The organism is Roseibium sp. MB-4 (assembly GCF_053005265.1).
This window is the reverse complement of record NZ_JBRKQB010000001.1, coordinates 158,261-177,987: the sequence shown is the minus strand read 5'-3', so window position 1 is coordinate 177,987 and position 19,727 is coordinate 158,261. Positions and strand designations below refer to the sequence as shown.

The following is a 19,727-nucleotide window of genomic DNA, read 5'->3' as shown; positions in this document are numbered from 1 at the left end:
CGGTTCAATCCCAACCGTCATCGTCCGCGCCGGCCGCGCGCGACCGTGTCCAGAAGGATCCCGCCAATTTGTCCTTCCGAGCGCCGGAAGCTGTCAGCGTCTGGTGTTTGGACCGACATATGGATGACAACCGGCGCGCGATCCTCCGCCTCCGACTGTGTGCGGCCTCCGGCCTCCAGGGGCGTGATGTGCGCCGGGCCGTGGATGATCTCCGGTCCGTTTTCTCCTGCAATGCCCCACTGGCCGGCCCCGAGCGTTCCACCATCTGCAAAGAAGCCGCCAAACATCGGTTTTGCGAGCCCGCCCCCGAACACTGCAAAAGCAGAGGACACAAACCCGTTCACGGCACGCGTCAGGGCCGCATTCGACACCTGCTCCAGAACCGACTTCAAGGCATCCTCAACCGACCGCGCTCCAGTGACGATGCCGGTAAAGGCACCCGCCACGCTGTTTGAGATCGTCCCGGCAAGCCCCACGACGCTGTCCTGCAGTCCTGCAAGCCCGCGCGCCAGTCCGCGCATGACCTCTTCGCCGATTGTCATCATCACCCTGGACGGCGACCGGATATCAAGCGTGTCGCGAAACCAGGCGCTGATATTGGCACCGACCTCCAGGATTTGGTCCTTGAGGTGGGTCACCTCAGACAGGATCCCGTCCACCAGCCCGAGCATGATTTGCCGGCCAAGATCCACCATCTCGCCCGGAAGCTCGGCGAAGGCGGTCAAAATGGCATCGGCCGTCTCGCGGACCGTTGTTTTGACGCGCCCGCCCCAGTCGACCAGACCGTCCCACCAGGTCTCGAATGCGCCCCAGGCATCTGCGAGCGCCGTCACGATGGAAGAGATCTCGCGCACAACCGCAACGCCGAATGAAATCATCGCCGAGGACATTTCGGCAATGCGCGGCGCATGTGTCACAAGCCAATCGGAAAACGCTTCAAGATGCGGCGCAAGGTCTGCCGCCAGCTGGCGGCCCAGCACGCTGAAGATGGCCCCGAGCCGGGTCATGTTGTCGTTGAAGGCCTCCGCATGGGCCGTCATGTCTTCCGTAAAAACAAGCCCGAGCCCATCCGCTTCGGCCATCATTTTGTCCAGGGCGGCTGTGCCCCCGTTGAGCATCGGAATCATGTCCGTGCCGGACCGTCCCATGAGATCCATCGCAAGCGCGGTTTTTTCCGCACCATCCGGCAGACCGGCAAAGGCGGCGGCGAGCTCCCGCAGGACCTGGCTGGAGGACTTCAGCGTTCCGTCCGCCTGGCTGACGCTCACACCAAGCCGGCCAAAGGCCGCATGCGCCTCCCCTGTCCCGTCCCTTGCATCTTCCATGCTCACCGCGAGCCGGCGCAACGCGGTTTGAAGCCCGTCAAAGGAGACACCGGAAAGGTCCGCGGCGTGTTTCAGCCGTGACAACTCGGCGACCGGGACCCCGATTTTGCGGGACGCCTTGGCCATGGCATCGGCCGCCGTCAACGTTCCGCGCACGGACACAGCGAGCCCCGCTGCCGCCGTTGTCGCCGCGCCCCCAACCGCCAGCAATCCCTTGGACGCTATCTTGCCGAACCGGGACAACCGCGTTTCTGCGTTTCGCAGACCTTTGGAAAAGGCTGCGGAATCCATACCGAGCGTCACGCGCAGCGCGCCAACAACTGCCTGGGCCATGGGACGGGTCCTGGATAAGGAGAAGGAGAAACTGGAAGATCGGCGGGACGATGAGACGGGCGCAAAAGCCCGGATTACCGCTGAATTTGCAAATTCTCGGCGGCAAAAAAACTAACGCAACGTCAGATTTTTGATTTATGTCACGGACAGCCCGCCTGGCCCGTTGTTGAATAACGCTACAGCAAGGCCGGTTGATGTCCTCCCAAGACCGGCCTTTCTGCTGACCTCAGCCGCCGTCTCAGGCGGCTTTTCTTTTGGTCTGCTCCGCACTCCGGAGCTTAAGTTGGCTGGCTGTACACACTAGGCAGCAGTTTTCCAGCTTTCAGCCTTTACATAGGCAATCAAGTCATCCGACGGCATCGGACGCCCAAGCGCATAGCCCTGTAGGATATCGCATCCGAGATCTTTAAGGATGCGGGCATGATCCATTGTTTCAACGCCCTCGGCTACAACCTCTATATCGAAGGATTTCCCAATATCGATGATGGACGCGACCAACCTTTGCTGTTCATGGGAGCCGAGCAAAGGATAGATGAACTGCCGGTCGATCTTTAGACGTGCCGGACGGAGATGAAGGAGACTGACGATTGAGGCATAACCGGTACCAAAGTCATCAATCTCGATGTCGATGCCCATCTGTTGCAGGCGCTTCAAATTGGATGTGATCATGGGGTCTTGATCATCAAGAAAAATCGACTCCAACAGTTCGAAGGACAGCCCGCCGGGAGTAAAAGACAACCCGTCGAGACTTTCGAACAGGCTGGCATCCGCAAGTCGTCCGGCCGACACATTCACCGACACCTTTGGCACATCAAGGCCGGCCAGCTTCCAACGAAGAGAAGCCTCAAGCGTTTGTTCCAGAATGGTTCGGTCGATCAGAGGGACGACGTTCAGATCACCGGCCGTTTTCATGAACGTGTCTGGCGCAAGCATGCCTTCCTTCGGGTGGTCCCAGCGGGCGAGCGCCTCGACACCGACGACCTTGAGCGTTGCGGCATCAAACTGGGGTTGAAAAAACGGCACAAACTGTTTCTGTTCCAGCCCAGTTAGGATGTCATCGGCAACCCGTTTCGTGCGAATGATTTCCGCCTTCAGCGAACCAGAGAAGAATTCAAACCGGTTCCGCCCGTTGCTTTTTGCCCGGTAAAGCGCGATGTCGGCATCAACGAGCAGGTTACGCCGGTGGCTCCCAGTCTCTTCATCCACCATCGCAATGCCGATGCTGCCTCCAAAACGGCAGAGGTGGTTCTGGTAGGATACCGGCTCGCTGAGCCTGCTGATGATTTGATCTGCGAGCATGGACAATTCCATCTCGTCCGTTGACCTGGTAACGGCAAATACAAACTCATCGCCACCAATACGCGCCACAAAATCACCGTCTTGTGCCGTGCCTTTCAAAATTGCAGCTGTATGGACCAGCATCGCATCACCGGCAGCATGCCCCAAAGTGTCATTGATATGCTTGAAACGGTCTAGATCGATATGCAAAAGCGCCGTTGGACCGCGGGAGGGATCGGCCTCCATGAGGCGTTGATCCAGAAACCGTCGGTTCGGCAATCCTGTCAGGCTGTCATGCAGCGCATTGTGTTCCATTTGCGCGCGTGCGGTTTCCAGCTCCTGATTCCGGAGCTCGGCACTTTTGTTCGCCTCGAGCAGATGTTTCTTCAAGGCCACATCTGAAGAAACGTCCCAATTCACACCAACGATATAACGTTGGCCGCTTTTACTTTGATGGACCGCCCCGATCGCCCGGATCCAGCGAGGCGTTCCATCCCGTAACACGACGCGAAACTCGGAATGATAGACCCCATTCGAGTTGATAGCGCCCCAATACTCCGTTTCAGCGCGCTCGCGGTCTTCAGGATGAAGGCGGTCGCTCCAGACGTTATAGTCGTTCGGATCTGTGTGGTCCGGAACATCGTAGAGTTCCTTCATCCTCTTGTCCCACGCAAGCACCTTGGTCTCGAGATTGAACTCCCAGATACCGATCTTGGACGTATCAAGCGCAAGCCTCAAACGCTGGGAGAGGCGCTCCGTCTCCTCTTGTTGCAACTTTGCTTCGCGGTGATGGCGTTGCCGTTCATCATAGAGTTGCCCGGCAACCAGAATTGGCACGACCAGCAACAACCCGCCAACAAACACGAGTCCGCGAACCAGCCACACATTGTCCGGAGCTAAATTCCAACCGCCGCGAGGAATTGCCGCGATATGCCAGCCGCCCGAAGGCAGCGAAATCGATGTGACCACAGGATCTCTCGAAAACACGTCCGGATCCCCGAAGAAGGCGTTGGCATCGCTCAAATCTGCGTCCTGCCCAGCGATCGCAATATCAAGAGGCAGGTCAGGATCGAGCAAACCACTGTCGGCATAAAGACGGGTTTCATCCACGACAGCGGACACCAGACCCCAAAGTCTTTTGGAACCGGCTAAATCCGTCGTATAGACCGGGAACCGTCCGATGAACCCCCGGCCGCCTTGCAAAAGATTGACTGGACCTGCGAGTACCAATTGCTTTGCGTCAACGGCTTGCAAAGCAGCCCTTCGCTGTTGGTCATTTTTTCTATAGTCAAGCCCGATTGCTTTCTCGTTACCGGCAATCGGATACATCAGGCGGATAACAAGGTCGGGTGCTGCCGCGATGTTGCGCAGTTGCGAATGGTCGCCGATCAGATGGCTGGCAATTTGACTGAACTGGGTCTGATCGATGTTCGGTTGATTGGCAATGACAGCCACCAGCCCCCGGACAAGCTGCAGGTTGCTGTTGATGTTTCCTTCAAGCTGCGCGCGGACCTTGCTCAGCTGCTCCCCTATGGCAGCACGCGCGCCCTCACGATGGACAGCGCGGTTCTGCAGTTCGGCAAAAACTGCCGTCACCAGCGTAACTGAAACTGCTATCCCGGCGATGAGATAACTCGGACGCAGTCGATACCTATTGATAAGTCTGTTCAAATTGAAAGACATCGCGGCTGAACTCGCTGGATCCCACTGCGTCAGAAGACCGGATTTACACATCGATTGCCAAAAAGCTAAAGCAGAAGCGTAAAGAAGATCTGTATCTGAGACCCGCCGTTTCCAACCGCTCCGATCAGCAGACGATCACCTTGCGAAACGGACCAACAACAATGGGAGGATTCGGAAAACCGGTGCGGGCTCACCCTCTGCGCGTATCTTCACGGCGCCCGCCAAAAGCGGCATTCATGACCAGGGCCATTTGCTTTTGATGCTGCCAGCTTTGCCGCTGTTTTGAGACGGGACGGTTGCGCTCCTTGTTGGGCCGGTGGGTCTGATATTTCGGAAACTTGCCGCCCTTGAACGGCTGACTGAACAGCCCGGCGTGGTAGGCCGTGTAATAAGCCAGATCGAGGTCCAGAAGGTGACGGTCCGTCGCCGCCTTCAAGAAAATATCCAGCTGCCTCAAGGTCATCCGCCAGAACTGCTCCGGATCCCCGCCTGCGGCAAAGAACCGGCGTTGCAGCCGGTCCCAGTCCAGCGGGCCCCAGTCTAGCCGGTCATCGCCGGATCCTGAGGCTTTCCCGGCGCATGGGTGTCTTCCGGAGATGGAAAGGCAAGCGCCAGCGCTTCGCCGATTTTGGGGCCAACCTGGTCCAGCCCAAGTGCGTCGATGATCTCCCCGGCTTTGGCCGCATCAACGTCCGGGTGATGGTCTTTCAATCCGCAGAGAAAGAAATCACGAATACTCCGGATCCGGACCGTGGCTTCATCCTCAAAGTCCCGCGCAACATCCAGTGCACTGCGGCCGAACAGATCCTCGATCTCGCACAGCGCGTTGGTCCCGTAGCGCAGCGTCCATGTCTGCCCGAGGGCGTCAAAACCCGTCTCACCCTTTTGCCGGTTTGCCATGACGGTCTCCCAATTCAAGCGATGAAGGCCGGCTGGCCGGACAGTTTGAAGGTGACCGAGGCGGTCATCTTGTCGTCGAGCGGCGCCGTTGGCTCATACCCGGTCACAAACGCCGGGAAGCCCCACTCGGTCGTGTCCGGAAAAACGATCTTGTAGTAACCGGGCGTGTCCTCATGGATGTCCGCAAGAAGGCTGGTCACATCCGGGCCATCCGGATCGAACTCCAGATCAAGACTGACCTCGCCAGGGTCTTTCAGCCCACCGGCAAACTCCCGCCACCCTCCCAAGGAAGCCATGTCGGTAACATCCACCGCATCGCGGGAAAGTCCCGGACCGCTGATCGCCATCACACCGGCAAGGCTTGCGAAAACACCTCCGGCGGTTCCGTCCCCCGATCTTTGAAAACTGGTCCCGTGTCCAATGCGTGCCTGCGCCGACATGGCTGCGCCTCCTATTCATCGTGCCAAAGTGTCAGATCGATCGAAATGCGGAAGACCGGCTTTCCGGCTGCGGCGGTTTCGGAGCTGTCCCGCTCGTTTGCGATGGCTATCAGCTGGAAAAACGTCCCCGACCGGTCACCGGAATATCCGTTCACGGCGTCCCGGACAGCCCTTGCTGCCCGTTTGGCTTGACCATAGCGCGTGGCATAGACGTCTGCCTGAACCAGACTGTCCACCAGACCGGATGGGCCGCCAAGGTTGCTGTCGCGCCGTCCCCCGAGGCGGGTCAGGACAATCGCGGGAAGGGTCTCGCGGCCCTGCGGACGCCGTCCCCAATAAATGCGCGGTCCCGTCAGCTGCGTCAGTGCGGCCGTTCCACGCAAAAGGTCCAGCAGCCCCTCCTCCATGTCACCGCCGCTTCGCTGACCGGGCGGCCACCCGGCGCGCGGTTTTCGTCACCTCGTGCGCCAGGTCCCGCGTCACCACGGCCAGCGCGTGCATTTTGGTCGCCAGCCAGGCCGGCCGCAGAAAGGGTTGCGCGCCGTGGTTGACGTTCCCGAATTCCTGCTGCACGCCGGCCGGGTCGCTGGTCCCTGCATGGACTTCAACGGCGCTCTTTCCGGTTTTTCCAACTGCCCGCCGCTGGCGTTTTGTCAGTCTTGTGGACACACCGATCGAGGCTTTCAGGTCATTCCCAGGTGTTGCGGGATCATCCGGCGCCAGAAGGGCGGCCTTCTCGGCAACGGGTGCAGCCGCCTTCTTCAAAACCCGCCGTGCGACGCTCCGGGCCGTGACATGGCTGTTGAGAGCCTTCAGAGATCTCTCAACCGCTCGAAGCCCGGCTATCTTGTAGGTCACGCTCATGCATCCGCATCCCGAACCGCTGTGATTTCGATAAACCGGTTCCGTCCGCCGGCGGTTTCCTTGACGCCGATGATGTCCCAGACGGCGCTCTCGTGCCGAAGCCGGTCTGCCGGAGTAACGGTCCTCGTCGTGCTGAACGCCCGGACCGTGAACCGGGCCTGCAATCGGGACCCGACTTCACCGGCGGCCAATCGTTCTCCGTCGCGGACATCGGCGCGCATCGCCCAGAGCGTGATCACCTCCGACCACCACGCAATATCCTCGCCAAATTCATTCTGCTGCCAGGACGCACGCTGGATCGTCACGCGGCGGTCAAGTTTTCCGATTGCCGGCATCACAGTCTTCTGACCCGGTAGGGCCCGGCCAGATGCATCGCACCGAGCGGCATTTCTCCGGCCCGGGCACCTTGGGTCACGGCTTCCCGGTTTTCGTAAAGGTGCCCGACCAGCAACAAGATGGCGGACTTGAGAGGTCCAGGCACGTCCGAAGGAGATCCGAACCCTGCCCGGAATTCAACGGAGACGGCATCCGGCCGGTCGCACGTTGCGGGCCACAAGCCCTCCAGATGCCGGAGGAGATAGGCGCCGCTGGTGTCTTCAAAGACGTTGAAGCCGGAGGCCGGAAAGGTCTGTTCGGTGGCAGTTGTGTCGAGATACCGAACGACCACGGACGCCGCATCGACATCCGGAAATGGCAGGCGGACAGATCGGCCACAAGGAAACCCGTGGTACCAGGCTTTCCAGGTCTGCCACACCAGACACCGGCCGAGGATGCCGGCCCGGCCGTCGAAACTGTCGACGGCGGTGTCGATCAAACCGGCGATCAGGGTATCCTCTTCAGAGGTCGAAACCCTGAGATGGCATTTCGCCTCCTCAACGGTCACCGGCGTTTCCGTCGGTGCAAGAACGCGCTTCGGACGCAACACGACGGTTTAATCCGCCTTGAGCCCGAACACGGACGGATCGAGCCCCCAGGCAAGGATCTGGTCACGCGTGTATCTCGGGGTTCGGGTTGACTGTTTCGGGCGGGCCGGTTCGGGTAGTGAGCCGGTCTCCTCATCGGAGGTGGCAGCTTGCTTGGTGTTTGCCATGGTGGTCTTCCCTCTTGAGGTTCAAACGAATGGGGAGCTCTTGCGGGTGGCATGACCGCCACCCGGCGTCTTGCTTTGCTGGGTCGCCCGCTCTGCGGCCCCGCCGTCACGCGTGTTTGATGACCTTCAGCGCTTGCGGGTCAATCACGCTGCCACCAACCCGTTTGGTCGTGTAAAACAGGACGTAAGGCTTGTTGGTATAGGGGTCCCGCAGAACCCGGATGCCGACCCGATCAACGATGAGATACCCTCTGCGGAAATCTCCAAACGCGATCGACAGGGCATTTGCAGCCATGTCAGGCATTCCTGCCATTTCACTGACCGGGTACCCGTGCAAGGTTGCGGGTTGCCCGGCCTGGGCACTCGGTTGCCACAAATAGTTGCCTTGGCCGTCTTTCAGCTTCCGGATGGTGCCAAGACTTGTGCGGTTCATCACCCAGCGGGCATTTTGGGTATACACCGACGGCAGCGCGTAAATGACATCAAGCAATTCATCGGATGTCACATCTGCAGCGGCTGCCACCGGCACGGCTTCGATCGGCCCGAGGGGATTCCGGTTTGCGTTGGCCGCCCCGTCGGCAAAGGTCAGGAACCCATGGGGTTTGTTGGCACCGTCGCCGGCAATGAAGGCATTGCTTTCCTGAAAGGCAAATTCCGTTTCCACTTCTCCGGCAAGCCAGGTTTCGGCGTCGATTTCCGCATCGTCGAGCAATTGTTGGGTTGCGGCCGGTTTTGCGTAGATTTCACCCGTTGCAATTGGCATCTCGGCAATGCTTGCCGTGTCCGTCTCGGGCCGCGCGGCCGTTTCACCGACCCAGCCGGAGGCGGTTCCCCGCAGGTTGAAAACCTTTCGGTAGGTGGTCCCCGAAATCTGTTGCAGGCTGGCCACCTGCCGCATTGGCGAGACCTCGATCAGCTTGCCGGTAATTGTCCGGTCCCATTCAACCGGCGCAAGATATCCGCCTTCGGAATCGGTGCCCTTGTTCAGCGAGGCCTCGACATCACCGCGCCGGAAATGGGCCTGAAAGGCTTTGGTGTAGTCCGCATCGACGGGCCCGGCGCTGCCGCCAAGGCCACCCATCTCCAGCGCTGCCATTTGAGCATTGACCATGTCGACCGCTGCCTGCAACTCCCCTACGCTGGCGTTGATCCGCTCAAGTTTGTCTGTCGTGACCACATCTTCAAACCGTCTTGCGGTTTCCTGCTCTTTTGCTTCAAGTGTTTCTTTGAAGGCACTGAAATCCTTGTTCAATGCAGTGATCAACTGGGCAATGTCGCCGCTAGCGTCGGCGCGCACGGAACAGAGCCCCCGCGCGGATACCCGCGCTGGCATCAAATGTTTCATCGGTATGATCCTTGTTAGGACGTGAGCGTTTTGCGAAGGGCGGTCAGCGCTTCGCGCACAGTGTCAGCATCGCGCGTGACAGCGGCCGGAGCATCCCGCGTCTCGGCCTTGAATTGGGATACGAAGGCTTTGGCGTCCTTCGGCGACATGTTGCATTGGGCAATCAGAGCGGCTTCCAGAACCCGGGCCGGTGGCGCCGGCTTTGGTGCGTCCGCATCGGCTGTGACAAGCCGCTGGTCCAGTTTGCCGGACGCAAGTCCGGCCTCCAGGGCCCGCTTGACGCTGAAACAGGTTCCGGCGCCGCGCCCGCGATCCATCCACCCGGACACGGTGCTGGGATCCGCGCCAGAGCGCGCCGCGTAGATCTCGGCCATCACCGCGTCGATATCCGTCAAGATGTCGGTTGCGTCCTGCGTGTCGAATTTGTTGCCGATCGTGACACCGGATGCATTATGCACCATGAGCGTCGCACCATCCGCCATCAGGATCTCATCGCCGGCCATGGCAACCACCGAGGCCGCCGAGCTCGCTTGCCCGATCACGTTCACGGTCACCTTCGCCCTGTGCATGCGGAGCAGGTTGTAGACCGCAAGGCCGGAGAAGAAATTACCGCCGGGTGAGTTGATGTTGACCGTGACATCCCGCTGTCCGATCGCCCGGAGCGCCCGGGAAATCCGGCGTTCCGAATTGTCGGCCGATGACAGGGGGTCCAAACCGATCTGGCCATAGATCGTGATAACCGTGTCATCATCTGTCTCGGTGGCAGAGACGGCTGCATCATAGTGATCCAGGGTCTGTGCCGGTGCTTCAAATGCCATCCAGTCCGGGCGCTGAAACGCCCTGACGTCCGGCAACTCAAGAAGGCTCATGGTCCGCTTCCCTCTGTTTTCCGGGCGCCATGGGCAGATCGGCGCCCGGTGTTAGATCGCTCAACGCCCGGATCTCCTCTGGTGTCATCCAGGGCTGATGGCCACCGGACCCAAGCGCCTTGGCAAAAAACTCGGCCTGGTCCGTCATCGATCCGCGCAAAAGCCCGCCGGCATTGAACTTGGCCTCGATGGTCTCGGTCTCGGCGTCGGTCAGAATGTCCCGCTCAATGGCCTGTTCCCAGGCGGTAAACCAGGGGTTCAAGCCGTATCGGACAAACATCTGTCCGAGCACATCCACCCCGGATCCCCAGGAGGTGTCGTCGACTGCCAGAAGCGGCCGTGGCACGCCGAACGGTCGGGCAACATCCTCAATCTGATGCTTGCGCGTTTCTAGATGCTGGTTGTCCCGGCCGGACTGGGTGCCGTCCTTGTAGTCCATGTCCTCTTCCAGGATCATGTCCCGATGGGCGTTGCCCGCCCCCCGCCGGTCTTCGAGACTCGCCTTCAAACGGTCATACGCTTCCGGAGACAAACGCTTTTTCATGGACAGGATACCACCGGCAATGACGCCGTTTCGGAACAGGCGCGCTGCGGCAGTTTCCGTCTGGATGGCAAGACCAATGGCTTCAGCCGCTTTGGCGACCAGGGAAATGCCCTCAATTCCGTTTTCGGACAGTCCGAACCGGAGGTGAAACACATCCTTGGCCGGGAGGACGGTTTCACCGCCTTCGGGCCGCTGGTACCGGTAACGCAGGGACCAGTCCGGCATCTGTTCCACCTTGGTCCTTGCCGGATCAAACGGCACAAGCTGCAAGACCCTGTGTCCCCGGCGCAGGATCCTGGCATAGGCATTTCCATGGATCAGAGCCCTTTGCTGCATGAGGCTCCGGAATTCAAAGGCCGTTTGCCAGGCGTTCGGCTTTCGATGCAGAACCCGGAAAGCGGAATGGTCCTCGGCCTTGGCTTTGGTTGCCTTGTTTCGCAGGTGCAGGGGCAACATTCCGATTGCAAAACTGATGAGGGACACACATCGAAACACCGTCGTGTTTTTCAGCGCCTTTTCCGGTGTGATCGTCACGCCGGCTTCGGTCAGGGCCCCGCCGCCCCCACGCACAAAGTCGAGAAACCGTGGATCATCAAAGTCGTAGAAGACGGCCGCGTCACCGGCCATGGCCTGAAGCGGCGTTCCGGGCCTTGCGTCCACATTCAAGGCGGGCGGCTCGGTCCGCGCCGGTACGGTCGTTCGGCTCAAGAACCGGAAGAGAGAGGCCATCAGAGAAACAGAATCCCGCGATCTTCATAGACGGACGGTCCGCCGGCGGGATCCGGATGACGGCTCATCAGGTCGAAGGCATTGAAAGCGGCAATCAACGGATCGATTTTCATGGAGCCGGAGGCCTGTTTGGTAACGTAGTCGGCGTTGCCGCGTTTTTCGGTTTTGGCGTTCCCGATGCACCAGGACATCAGGCCGCTGCCGCCGTGCACCAGAGACCCGTCATCCACCTTGCGCGCCATGCCCTTTGTCACACCGGAAAGCTTGTAGCCCTGGGGAACGCCAACCAGCATGTCTTCGGGCAGCTCCCGGGCCATCAGTTCGTCCATGATGGCGGCCACTCCGACCGGATCGAGGCCGACGGCATTTTTTTCAGGAAACAGGCCCCGGCTCCAGACCTGCTCGATGATGTCCGCCACCGCAATAATGTCCTGTTCCCCGGACCGGCAAATCAGAACCTCGTCGGACTGTGCAAAGCCCTGGACCATGGTTTTGATATCCTTGCGGCGGTCCAGCGCCTTTTCGTGACAACACGCCATCGTCCAGAGCATCCAGCGCTGCGTGCCGCGCTCCCGGCCGATCAGGGCGAGACCCAGAAAATCATCCAGGCCGCCGCCATCGATCCCCGCCGTCACAACCTCGGCCCGGTCAAGAAGGTCCTCAAGGCTGGCAAGTTCCGGATCGGCGGCGCTGTCCCAGGCATCAGCTCCCGCCCAGCGGTCCCTACGTAACCGGGTTCCGATCGGCACGTTCAGATGTTTGGCAAGGAAGGTCTGCTTGTCGTCGTCCCCGCCCCCCGAGACGGCCTCCTTCAACTTGGTTTCCAGCCAGCCACGCCGCACGGACCGGCCGATATTTGGATTTGTGATGTAGAAATTGTCCGGATCGAGATACGCTTCCCCCTCGATCATGGGCTCCGGAAATTCGTAGAGAACGCCCAGCTTTTCGGTGTCCGTGATCTTGGCGTCCCGGACATCTCGGAAATAGTCCAGTTTGCTTTTCCAGACACCGGCAGGCGGCTCGTCGGAATGTGTCGTCAGGTAGATGACGAAACCCTCGGGCCGGGCAATCAATCCGCCCGTAGCCTCTTGCAGCATGGCGCTGGATCTCGGTTTCTTGCCGAACAGCCAGAGCTCGTCCACCAGAATGAAACCGGATTTCTTGCCCGCGGATGTGTCGCTGTCGGCCGCCACCACCTTCAACTCCGCGTCCGTTGTCAGGTGCTTGATGGTGCGCTGGTGATCGCTCGTCCTGAGCACCATTTGCAGTTCGGGATCCGCCTTCACCATGGCCGAGGCGGGAATGTAGCTGTTGTTGGCCACCTCCATGGTCGGTGCCAGCAACGTCAGTTCGTTGGTGTGCCGCCAGTTGCGGATCAACGCGGTGATCATGATGCCGGCGGCAATGGTCGACTTGCTGTTCTTCTTCGCGATCAGCAGGAGAAATTCCGAAATCAGACGGCGGGCATTTCGGGCATCATAGGCGCCGAAGATCGCCCCGACGAAATCGAACACCCATTGGTCCGAACAGGCCCCGAAGGTCGGCTGGTTGGGCAGGTCCACGACGCGCAGGGACTTGAACACCTTCAGCGCCGCCTCCGCTTCTTCCGGGAAAAGCGGGGCGAACGGGATCAGCGACCGGCCTGCAACAATCCGCTGTTCCCAGTCCGGACAGGCGGTCGACCAGGTCGGCGTCACTGGAGAACCGGTCCGTCGGGTGGTGCGAAGATGCCGGTGTAGTCGCCGGCCGCCCGGCGCGCGGCCTCCTTCTTGCCGAGCTTTCCACCGGCCGCGCCGACACTTGGCGCGCCAGCGGCCAAAACGTCGGCCGCCTGCCCCCGGTTGGCAATGGCCTCGGCCACGATCAGCCGGTCATGGCGCTCCAGCCGTTTCATGTATTTGTCGATCGCCGACACGTTGCCCTTTTCCACCTCGCCCATCAGCGCGCTCAGGAGTTTGGCCTCGACCCGGCACCGGGCCTCCGCCTTGGCCTTCAGCTCCCGAAAATAATTCTTGCGCAAGGTCGGCGCGGTGATGCCGAGCGCGGCCGCGATCTTGTCGACCGGCCATTGGAAGGCGCATAACTGTATGACTAGTTTACGCTTTTCCTCCGTTGGCCGGTGCGGCGGCCGCCCGCGCTTGCCAAACCCTTCCGGGATCGGATCACCAAGCAGGTCAAAATCAAACGCCCCCAAAAAAAAATCCCCCCATGAGTTCCCCCACCGGTCCGGGTGGGGGTGGAGTCAGAGTTTTTGCCCCCCCCTATAACCGGTGAATTCGGCCCCCTTTGCCGATGAATCCGGCCCGCTCCCGACCGACAATCAGGCCTGCCCCCAACGATAAGTCCGGCTCGCTCGTGACCGCTTAATCCGCTGCCCGCGCGAGAGCTGCATCGCTGTTCGATCGGCTGCGATCGAGGCCTTAACCGCCCGCCGTGCCAGCCGTGCGGGCCTTTCGAGCTCTGGCGGTCTTGCGGTTGTGGCAGGCGATGCACAGGCACTGGATGTTCAGCGGATCAAACTCCGCCCCGCCCGCGCTCCGTTCCACGATGTGATCGGCGATCAGCTTGTCGGCCCGCCTGGAGAAATCATTGCCGCAGGCCTCACAGCGGTAGCGGCGCTGGCGCTTGATGTCGGCAGCAAGGGCGCGCCAGGCGGCTGACTGGTAGAACGGGTCGGTGAGCTTCACCGGCGGCCTGATCCGGGGCGCAAGGGTTCGCGTGGTTTTGCGGATCATCTTCAACGCCACGGCTTTTCTCCCCTACATGCGGCTCCCATCCGTCCTGCTCCCAATCGCCGGCTCCAAACCACGCAGATCCTGGACACGCCACCCGCTCGACGGAACCACAGTCTACCACACGCAAAGCTCAGACAAACGCACGTGCCGGACACCGCCGGAATCTTGGAAGCCGCATCACACAGCCCGGCCCGCTTCCACCGATCCCCCAGCCAACGACCATCCGCCCCCCAGCCACCGACGCTCCGCAGCCCTCGCCGGAGCCCCGTCCCATCCCGCTTGTTTTTCAGAAAAATCCCATAGATCCCCGCCGCGCCAACTCCGCAGATCCTGCGTCTCAGGTTGGCCATGCACTGCCCCGGTCGCTCCGCTTAATGGTGAACAGTCTCACCCGGGCCCGAGGGATCCAGCGCGTTCAGCGTGTTCGTTTTGCTACCTCAGGCTGTATTACCGCGTCAAGGGGCGCGGTCACGGCAAGGCGCATGGCAGAGCCCGTCAGCTCGCCGGTCACGCGGTCCTTCGCCGCGTCATAGCCGGTCACGGTGAGGTCCTGCCCGCACCAGGAGCCTTTCACCAGTTTCACCACCGCGCCCTCTTTCAGGCGCGCCACATCGGCCATCTGTCCGTCCGCCACCGGCCGGCCCTCAAAGGTGCCGTGCGACAGCTCCAGGATCTTGATGAGATCGCCCACCGCCACCCGGGCAACCGCCCCGGTTTTGTCAAAGGAAAGAACACCTTTCACCCCGTCACAGGCGCGGATCTGGTCAACGCTCTGGCCCTTTTTGACGTCCATCCCGGCAAAGAGATAGCGCGGAAACATCGGCCGGATCACGGTGTAGGTCTGCGCGGGTTTGACCTTGCGCCCGCGCCCGTGCCGGCGCTCGATCTGCTCCATCGGCAGGAAGGCCAGAAGCCCCGCGCCCAAGAGCCCGTCCCGCGCCCGGGTCTCGCATTTCGGATTGGTGTGGATAACCACCCACTCGGCCTCGGCGCGCAAGAGCAGCCGGCTCAGGAGCTCCAGATTGTGCACGATCTGCGGCTGCTTGATCCGCGGGATGCTCATTCCGCCGCCTCCCCCTTGCTCCCGTTGTCCTGGGGCCCGTCGAGCCCCCGGTCCTGTCCCGCGCCCACACCCTGAGTCTGGGTCTGAGTCTGGGCCCGATCGAGCACCTGATGCTGCGCCTTAAACCGGGCGAGCGCCGCCGCCACTGCGGCGCTGAGATCCGGATACCGGTCAAACCCCTCCGGCGGCTCCGGCAGATAGATCCAGTCCGGCAGATCCCGGTCCGCGCCGAACCACGGCCAGCCGCGGGCCGCGTGCAGCGCCTGCCACGCCGCCCAAAGCTCCGACCCGACCCGCACCGCGCCGAACAGCCCCTCCAGGGGGACAAGGGCCGGGTCCGCGGCGCAGCCCTTGCGCTGGCGCAGGGCCCGGGCCTGCAGCGCGCTCACCTTCGGCCAGCCATAAACGGCCCTGCGGCGCAGCCGTTCGCCCTCCGCCATGGCACCGCCCGCTGACAGCACCCCTTGCAAGTAGGCGGAGGGCTTGGGGAACCGGCCATAGGGCGGGCGCATCAGGTCGGCAAAACGCACCGCGCTCCAGGCCTTGCCGAAGGGCGCCGCCCGGGTCCCGGCCAAAGAACTTTTTACGGGACCTGTCGCGGTGCCCCCGGATCCACTGCCCCCGGAGCGTGTGTCCGGATCCGGCACATCCTGCCAGAGCCGTTCGGTGCAATAGGTCGAGGGCGCGGGCGTGAACGAGCGGCCGGTGGCGCGCAGCAAGGCAAACCAGGCGTCCCGGCGGGCAAGCGCGGCCGCCCGGTCCGCAGCGCTCAAGGCCTGAAAGGCGCGCAAGGCCCGCTGCTTGGGCATGCCGTCCAGCCCCGGCCAGTCCCGCACCAGCTTCCAGAACTGCCGTTCGATCTGCTTCGGATTGTGAGCTGCATCTGAACCCCCATCGGGACCCATGTCGGGGACTTCCTCCTCAGACCCAGCTTGAGACGTTTCTGGCTCAGCCTCCACGCCCTTGTCCGCGCCCTCATCCGCGCCCCCATCCACGCCCCTAGCCTCTTCCACGCGCACGTGGTCCGAAAGAGGGTTCTTTACAGGTTCCTTTACAGGGTTTGTGTCCGGAACCCGGACACGGGACCGGCCCAAATCCGGACGCGGACTGCACGCAGATCCGGACACGGGATCGGTCTTGGTCCCCTGTCCGGAATCCGGACAAGGGCGCTCGGCCGCAAGGGCGACAAAATCGGCTTCAAAGCCCAGCTTGTACCGGGTCGCCTCCTGCTGATAGGTCTTCGGGTTGCGCCGCTGTTCCCGGCGGATCAGGCCGCGCCGTTCCAGGTCCTTCAGATGCAGGTTCAAGGTGGAGCGGCTCATTTCGCAGTCCCGCGCCAGGGTTTCCTGTTTGGGAAAACAGCCGTGGTCCGGATTGTGCCGGTCGCACAGGTGCCAAAGAACGATCTTGGCGGCCGGTTTCAAGCCGCGCTGCAGGATCGCCCAGTTGGTCGCCTTGTGGCTCATGGCCGGGACCACCTTCCAAGATCAGATGGAAACCGGTCCCGCTCCAGCGGCGGCAGGGCAATGCCTTGGTCCCGGGCGGTCTTTTGCGCAATGCGCACCAGGGCACAAGCTGCGGAAAGCCTCAGGTCCGTCTGCTCGCCGCTCAACAACTTGGAGACGAGATTCGGCGGCACCCCGGCCTCCCGCGACCAGCGGTATCCGGTGAGATCGAGCACGGTGAGCACCCGTTTGATCCATTGGCGAAAATCACGAGGCTCTGGCAGGTCCATGATCCACTCCCGGGGCCTTAAATGGTAGAAAATCACCTTTTAAGGTTAAATTCATACTCAGTTTCTATGGAAATGCTTTTTCCCGTTATTCACAAGTTCACCGAAAAAGGTGAAGATCGGGACGCGAACGACAGGACGGACACCATGCGCAGCCACACATCGGACGACATCTGGGACCGGCGCCGGCGCAACCTGAGGGCGGTCATCGCCTGGCAGGGCACGAACCCGAGCCGGATCTGCCAGGACGCCAACTTGAGCGTCAACACGCTGAACAAGTTCCTGCGCGGCGACACCCGCACCATGCGCTGGGAAAGCCTGGAGCGGATTTGTGCCGCGCTGGAGATTTCCAACACGGCGGTGCTCGACAGCCAGAACCCCTGGTCTGAAAACCGCAAGCAGCTCCATGCCCTGGTGGAGGCGATGAGCGAGGACGAAGCCAGGGACGCGCTCAACCGTCTTTTGTCCCGCCGGGCCTGAGCCGCCCCGCATCCGCCAGATCCAAGTCCGGTCCCCCCAAGTCTTGCGCCCCCAAGTCTGGCGCCGCCAAATCCGGATCTTCCGGGCCGGACCGATCGGGTTCCGTCGGCAACTCTGCCTGAAGGTCCCCCTGACGCTCTCCCGGAAGGTCCCCCAGAAGCTCTCCCTGAAGCTCGGCAAGAAACGCGGCCGCTTCCGCCTCGTCCAGTTGATCTATCAGCGCCCAAAGCCGGGCTTTGACATCCCGGCCGTCCCGCCCCGCAAGCTCTTGCCCCATTGTCCCCACTCCCCCTCATCCCGATCTCCCAAATCCCACACTCTCAAATCCCCAAATCACACCCTTTTGGCACCACCACTCTCAAGCACATCTTTTGAGTGTGGCACCCCGCTCTCAACGAAATCGGCACGGCGCCCCCCGAAAAGAAACGGGACGGATCAGAGAAAGTACAACAATTCAATATCTTGAGGACATTTATGTCGGTAAAAACCGTCGCCACACCCTCCGAATTCCCCGGCCATCTCAATCGCCCCTATTGACTAATTTAACCTTTTAGTATGATTTTATACCTGTTTTTGCAACTTGAACGTGCTCATCCACAAAGGAGAGACGTGATGACACCCGGACCACGCCCAAAAGGACCGCTCCCGAAAGGCTCGCTCCCGAAAGGCTCGCGTCCCGTCACCTGCGACCGGTCGACGGCCAGCCCCTACCGGGCGGAAGGGCCATTGGTGTTCAAGACCGCCAGCCGGGTTCAGGGCTACAAGGCGCGCATCCGGGTGCCGTCCTATCTGATGTGTGTGGTGAACGAAGGCCTGGAGGACCCGGACCGCGCCGCCCGGCTGATCGCCGAGGCGCTGAATGCCCACGCGCTGTTGCGCGCAACCGGCACCACCCAATCAAAGACGGCGGTGCGCTACTGGCTGGAGGCCTATCTTGCCACTGTCTCCATCCCGCACACCGATCCCGATCTCTGGCTCGACCAGTACCGGGAGGCCCGCGAGCGCGCCGCAGCGCTGCTCGCCAGACACGGGCTCATTGCCCTGATCCTGGAAACCAGCCGCCTCCTTGCCGAGAACGGACCCCGCCATGGGCACACCCCGGACTAAAGCCCCACCCTCAGCATCTGCCCAAGCAGCAGCATCGCCATCGGCATCGGCATCGGCATCGACGGTGGCAGCGGCATCGCCAGCCGCACCGGCAACATCTTTGGCATCATCTTTGGCAACATCTTTGACATCAACGGCGCCATCGACGGCGCCATCAGCAGCGGCCGGCCGGCCCATCGACACAGCCCGGCTGAAGTCCGCCCTGAAGGTCACGGCCCTCCTGGTCCAGAAACTCGGCGACGACTACCTGCCGTTTTTCATGCGCCTGGAAACCGAGCTTGCGCAGCATGAAGCCAAGGAAGCCGCCCGCGCCCGGGTCCAAAAGGTTCTGGAAGACGGGTGACAGATCGGCTGGGCCAGAAGCGCGGACGCGGCTCAAGAACGCACCCGCTTAGGTCGTTGATGCGTGGCGGAGCAACGGCTAGAATGGGCGGGAACCGGACGTTTGCCTTATTGCCACGAACCTAGCGATTTGGCACTTTGATATGTCCGCCTGCTTGCATCACCACTGGCCAGTTTCCAGTGGCTTCAGAGTCCGCCCTCTCAAACACGTTCATGCTATCGACCGATAGCTCCCAGGCACTGGCCATCTTAACAGGGCCGTCCACCACCCGTGCTGTTATACTGTCCGGAGATGATCTGAGGGTTCCAACGATTTCGACAGGTGTGAACAGTTTCTCTGGAAGCTCCATCTCCTCTGGCAACGCCAAACGGACAAGGTTGTTGGGCGCTGGCGGCGGCACATGCGCGCACATACCAATCTCCGGCACGAGATAGGTCAACAGCTTCTTTTCGGACAGGGAACCAGCTAACAGGAAATACCCCTTGATACTGATCGTTTGTCCGTCCAGTTGCCCGTTCACTGACCATGCGGCTTTCTTTCGCTTGTCAGCCACAATCCAGCGCTGGGAGATCAGCCAGTCGAAATCAATGTCTGCCTTTGAGAGCGACGTTTCCTTGAGCTCAAGTCGCGCCAGAACCTGCGTCTTCTCGTCTTCCGTGAGCTCTTCCCGGTTCAGTCTTTGCCGCAAGCGCGAAACTGTCGCGACATCGTTAAGCTGGGACACTGTAAGGGCCTTAAACGGGTCCTCAAAAGTCCGAGCGTTCTGATCGATAAGTTGCGACCAATCTGCCCCAATTTGCGTTGCGGAAGCGGGCAGCACAAACAGGAGGAAACTGACAAGACAAGCCGTCATACGCATCCGTTTTC

Annotated in this window: 25 protein-coding genes; 3 read left to right on the top strand and 22 right to left on the bottom strand. The window is 61.2% G+C overall.

Translation table 11 applies throughout. From position 1 onward, the window contains the following. Window positions 1-17 precede the first annotated feature (17 nt). From ACVDG4_RS00910 to ACVDG4_RS00820, 19 genes are all read right to left on the bottom strand, one after another. Entirely contained in the window at window positions 18-1,658 is a 1,641-nt protein-coding gene (locus ACVDG4_RS00910; protein WP_447233674.1) for a hypothetical protein, read from the bottom strand. Between the two features lie 300 nt (window positions 1,659-1,958). Further along, window positions 1,959-4,532, bottom strand: a complete 2,574-nt coding sequence (locus ACVDG4_RS00905) for a bifunctional diguanylate cyclase/phosphodiesterase (RefSeq protein WP_447233673.1) — start codon at window positions 4,530-4,532, stop codon at window positions 1,959-1,961. Between the two features lie 277 nt (window positions 4,533-4,809). Further along, window positions 4,810-5,082: a hypothetical protein gene (locus ACVDG4_RS00900; protein WP_447233672.1), complete on the bottom strand. Its 273-nt coding sequence runs from the start codon at window positions 5,080-5,082 to the stop codon at window positions 4,810-4,812. A 77-nt stretch (window positions 5,083-5,159) separates the two neighbouring features. Then, entirely contained in the window at window positions 5,160-5,519 is a 360-nt protein-coding gene (locus ACVDG4_RS00895; RefSeq protein WP_447233671.1) for a hypothetical protein, read from the bottom strand. 14 nt (window positions 5,520-5,533) lie between these two features. Next, window positions 5,534-5,959: a phage tail tube protein gene (locus ACVDG4_RS00890; RefSeq protein ID WP_447233670.1), complete on the bottom strand. Its 426-nt coding sequence runs from the start codon at window positions 5,957-5,959 to the stop codon at window positions 5,534-5,536. Between the two features lie 11 nt (window positions 5,960-5,970). Next, complete coding sequence (locus tag ACVDG4_RS00885; RefSeq protein WP_447233669.1) at window positions 5,971-6,366, bottom strand: DUF3168 domain-containing protein; 396 nt, start codon at window positions 6,364-6,366, stop codon at window positions 5,971-5,973. Window position 6,367: 1 nt separating this feature from the next. Continuing rightward, complete coding sequence (locus ACVDG4_RS00880) at window positions 6,368-6,823, bottom strand: HK97 gp10 family phage protein (RefSeq protein ID WP_447233668.1); 456 nt, start codon at window positions 6,821-6,823, stop codon at window positions 6,368-6,370. After that, entirely contained in the window at window positions 6,820-7,158 is a 339-nt protein-coding gene (locus tag ACVDG4_RS00875; RefSeq protein ID WP_447233667.1) for a phage head closure protein, read from the bottom strand. The genes ACVDG4_RS00880 and ACVDG4_RS00875 overlap by 4 nt, the downstream gene beginning before the upstream one ends. Then, entirely contained in the window at window positions 7,158-7,748 is a 591-nt protein-coding gene (locus ACVDG4_RS00870; RefSeq protein WP_447233666.1) for a head-tail connector protein, read from the bottom strand. Before ACVDG4_RS00870 ends, ACVDG4_RS00875 begins: the two co-directional genes overlap by 1 nt. A 6-nt stretch (window positions 7,749-7,754) precedes the next feature. Next, on the bottom strand, window positions 7,755-7,913 hold the full coding sequence (locus ACVDG4_RS00865) for a hypothetical protein (RefSeq protein WP_447233665.1): 159 nt from the start codon (window positions 7,911-7,913) through the stop codon (window positions 7,755-7,757). Window positions 7,914-8,019: 106 nt separating this feature from the next. After that, entirely contained in the window at window positions 8,020-9,258 is a 1,239-nt protein-coding gene (locus ACVDG4_RS00860; protein ID WP_447233664.1) for a phage major capsid protein, read from the bottom strand. Between the two features lie 14 nt (window positions 9,259-9,272). After that, window positions 9,273-10,127 carry a head maturation protease, ClpP-related gene (locus ACVDG4_RS00855; RefSeq protein ID WP_447233663.1) on the bottom strand — a complete coding sequence of 285 codons (855 nt, stop codon included), beginning with the start codon at window positions 10,125-10,127 and terminating at the stop codon, window positions 9,273-9,275. Beyond that, window positions 10,114-11,400, bottom strand: coding sequence for a phage portal protein (locus ACVDG4_RS00850; RefSeq protein WP_447233662.1), 1,287 nt, complete (start codon window positions 11,398-11,400; stop codon window positions 10,114-10,116). The genes ACVDG4_RS00855 and ACVDG4_RS00850 overlap by 14 nt, the downstream gene beginning before the upstream one ends. Beyond that, a complete protein-coding gene (locus ACVDG4_RS00845) occupies window positions 11,400-13,097 on the bottom strand; it encodes a terminase large subunit (RefSeq protein WP_447233661.1) in 1,698 nt (565 codons plus the stop codon). Before ACVDG4_RS00845 ends, ACVDG4_RS00850 begins: the two co-directional genes overlap by 1 nt. Next, window positions 13,094-13,594 (bottom strand): helix-turn-helix domain-containing protein, encoded by a 501-nt coding sequence (locus tag ACVDG4_RS00840; RefSeq protein ID WP_447233660.1) that lies wholly within the window; start codon window positions 13,592-13,594, stop codon window positions 13,094-13,096. Before ACVDG4_RS00840 ends, ACVDG4_RS00845 begins: the two co-directional genes overlap by 4 nt. A gap of 226 nt (window positions 13,595-13,820) precedes the next feature. Then, the gene (locus tag ACVDG4_RS00835) at window positions 13,821-14,147 is read right to left on the bottom strand and encodes an HNH endonuclease (RefSeq protein WP_447233659.1); all 327 of its coding nucleotides are present in this window, start codon (window positions 14,145-14,147) and stop codon (window positions 13,821-13,823) included. A 403-nt stretch (window positions 14,148-14,550) separates the two neighbouring features. Next, on the bottom strand, window positions 14,551-15,198 hold the full coding sequence (locus ACVDG4_RS00830; protein WP_447233658.1) for a transcription termination/antitermination NusG family protein: 648 nt from the start codon (window positions 15,196-15,198) through the stop codon (window positions 14,551-14,553). Then, complete coding sequence (locus ACVDG4_RS00825; protein WP_447233657.1) at window positions 15,195-16,664, bottom strand: helix-turn-helix domain-containing protein; 1,470 nt, start codon at window positions 16,662-16,664, stop codon at window positions 15,195-15,197. The genes ACVDG4_RS00830 and ACVDG4_RS00825 overlap by 4 nt, the downstream gene beginning before the upstream one ends. Continuing rightward, on the bottom strand, window positions 16,661-16,933 hold the full coding sequence (locus ACVDG4_RS00820; RefSeq protein WP_447233656.1) for a hypothetical protein: 273 nt from the start codon (window positions 16,931-16,933) through the stop codon (window positions 16,661-16,663). The genes ACVDG4_RS00825 and ACVDG4_RS00820 overlap by 4 nt, the downstream gene beginning before the upstream one ends. A gap of 144 nt (window positions 16,934-17,077) precedes the next feature. Here ACVDG4_RS00820 and ACVDG4_RS00815 point away from each other — a divergent pair, with 144 nt between their 5' ends. Next, window positions 17,078-17,410, top strand: coding sequence for a helix-turn-helix domain-containing protein (locus ACVDG4_RS00815; protein ID WP_167578943.1), 333 nt, complete (start codon window positions 17,078-17,080; stop codon window positions 17,408-17,410). Here the strand turns inward: ACVDG4_RS00815 and ACVDG4_RS00810 are convergent. Beyond that, entirely contained in the window at window positions 17,382-17,687 is a 306-nt protein-coding gene (locus tag ACVDG4_RS00810; RefSeq protein WP_447233655.1) for a hypothetical protein, read from the bottom strand. The genes ACVDG4_RS00815 and ACVDG4_RS00810 overlap by 29 nt on opposite strands. Window positions 17,688-17,965: 278 nt before the next feature. On the opposite strand from ACVDG4_RS00810, the gene ACVDG4_RS00805 reads away from it, so the two are divergent. Then, window positions 17,966-18,517, top strand: coding sequence for a hypothetical protein (locus ACVDG4_RS00805; RefSeq protein ID WP_447233654.1), 552 nt, complete (start codon window positions 17,966-17,968; stop codon window positions 18,515-18,517). Here ACVDG4_RS00805 and ACVDG4_RS00800 read toward each other — a convergent pair. Continuing rightward, entirely contained in the window at window positions 18,514-18,648 is a 135-nt protein-coding gene (locus ACVDG4_RS00800; protein ID WP_447233653.1) for a hypothetical protein, read from the bottom strand. The genes ACVDG4_RS00805 and ACVDG4_RS00800 overlap by 4 nt on opposite strands. Between ACVDG4_RS00800 and ACVDG4_RS00795 the strand changes: the two genes are divergently transcribed. Beyond that, on the top strand, window positions 18,642-18,860 hold the full coding sequence (locus ACVDG4_RS00795) for a hypothetical protein (RefSeq protein ID WP_447233652.1): 219 nt from the start codon (window positions 18,642-18,644) through the stop codon (window positions 18,858-18,860). The genes ACVDG4_RS00800 and ACVDG4_RS00795 overlap by 7 nt on opposite strands. 121 nt (window positions 18,861-18,981) lie before the next feature. On the opposite strand, the gene ACVDG4_RS00790 is transcribed toward ACVDG4_RS00795, so the two are convergent. Further along, window positions 18,982-19,719 carry a DUF3299 domain-containing protein gene (locus ACVDG4_RS00790; protein ID WP_447233651.1) on the bottom strand — a complete coding sequence of 246 codons (738 nt, stop codon included), beginning with the start codon at window positions 19,717-19,719 and terminating at the stop codon, window positions 18,982-18,984. Between the last annotated feature and the right edge of the window lie 8 nt (window positions 19,720-19,727).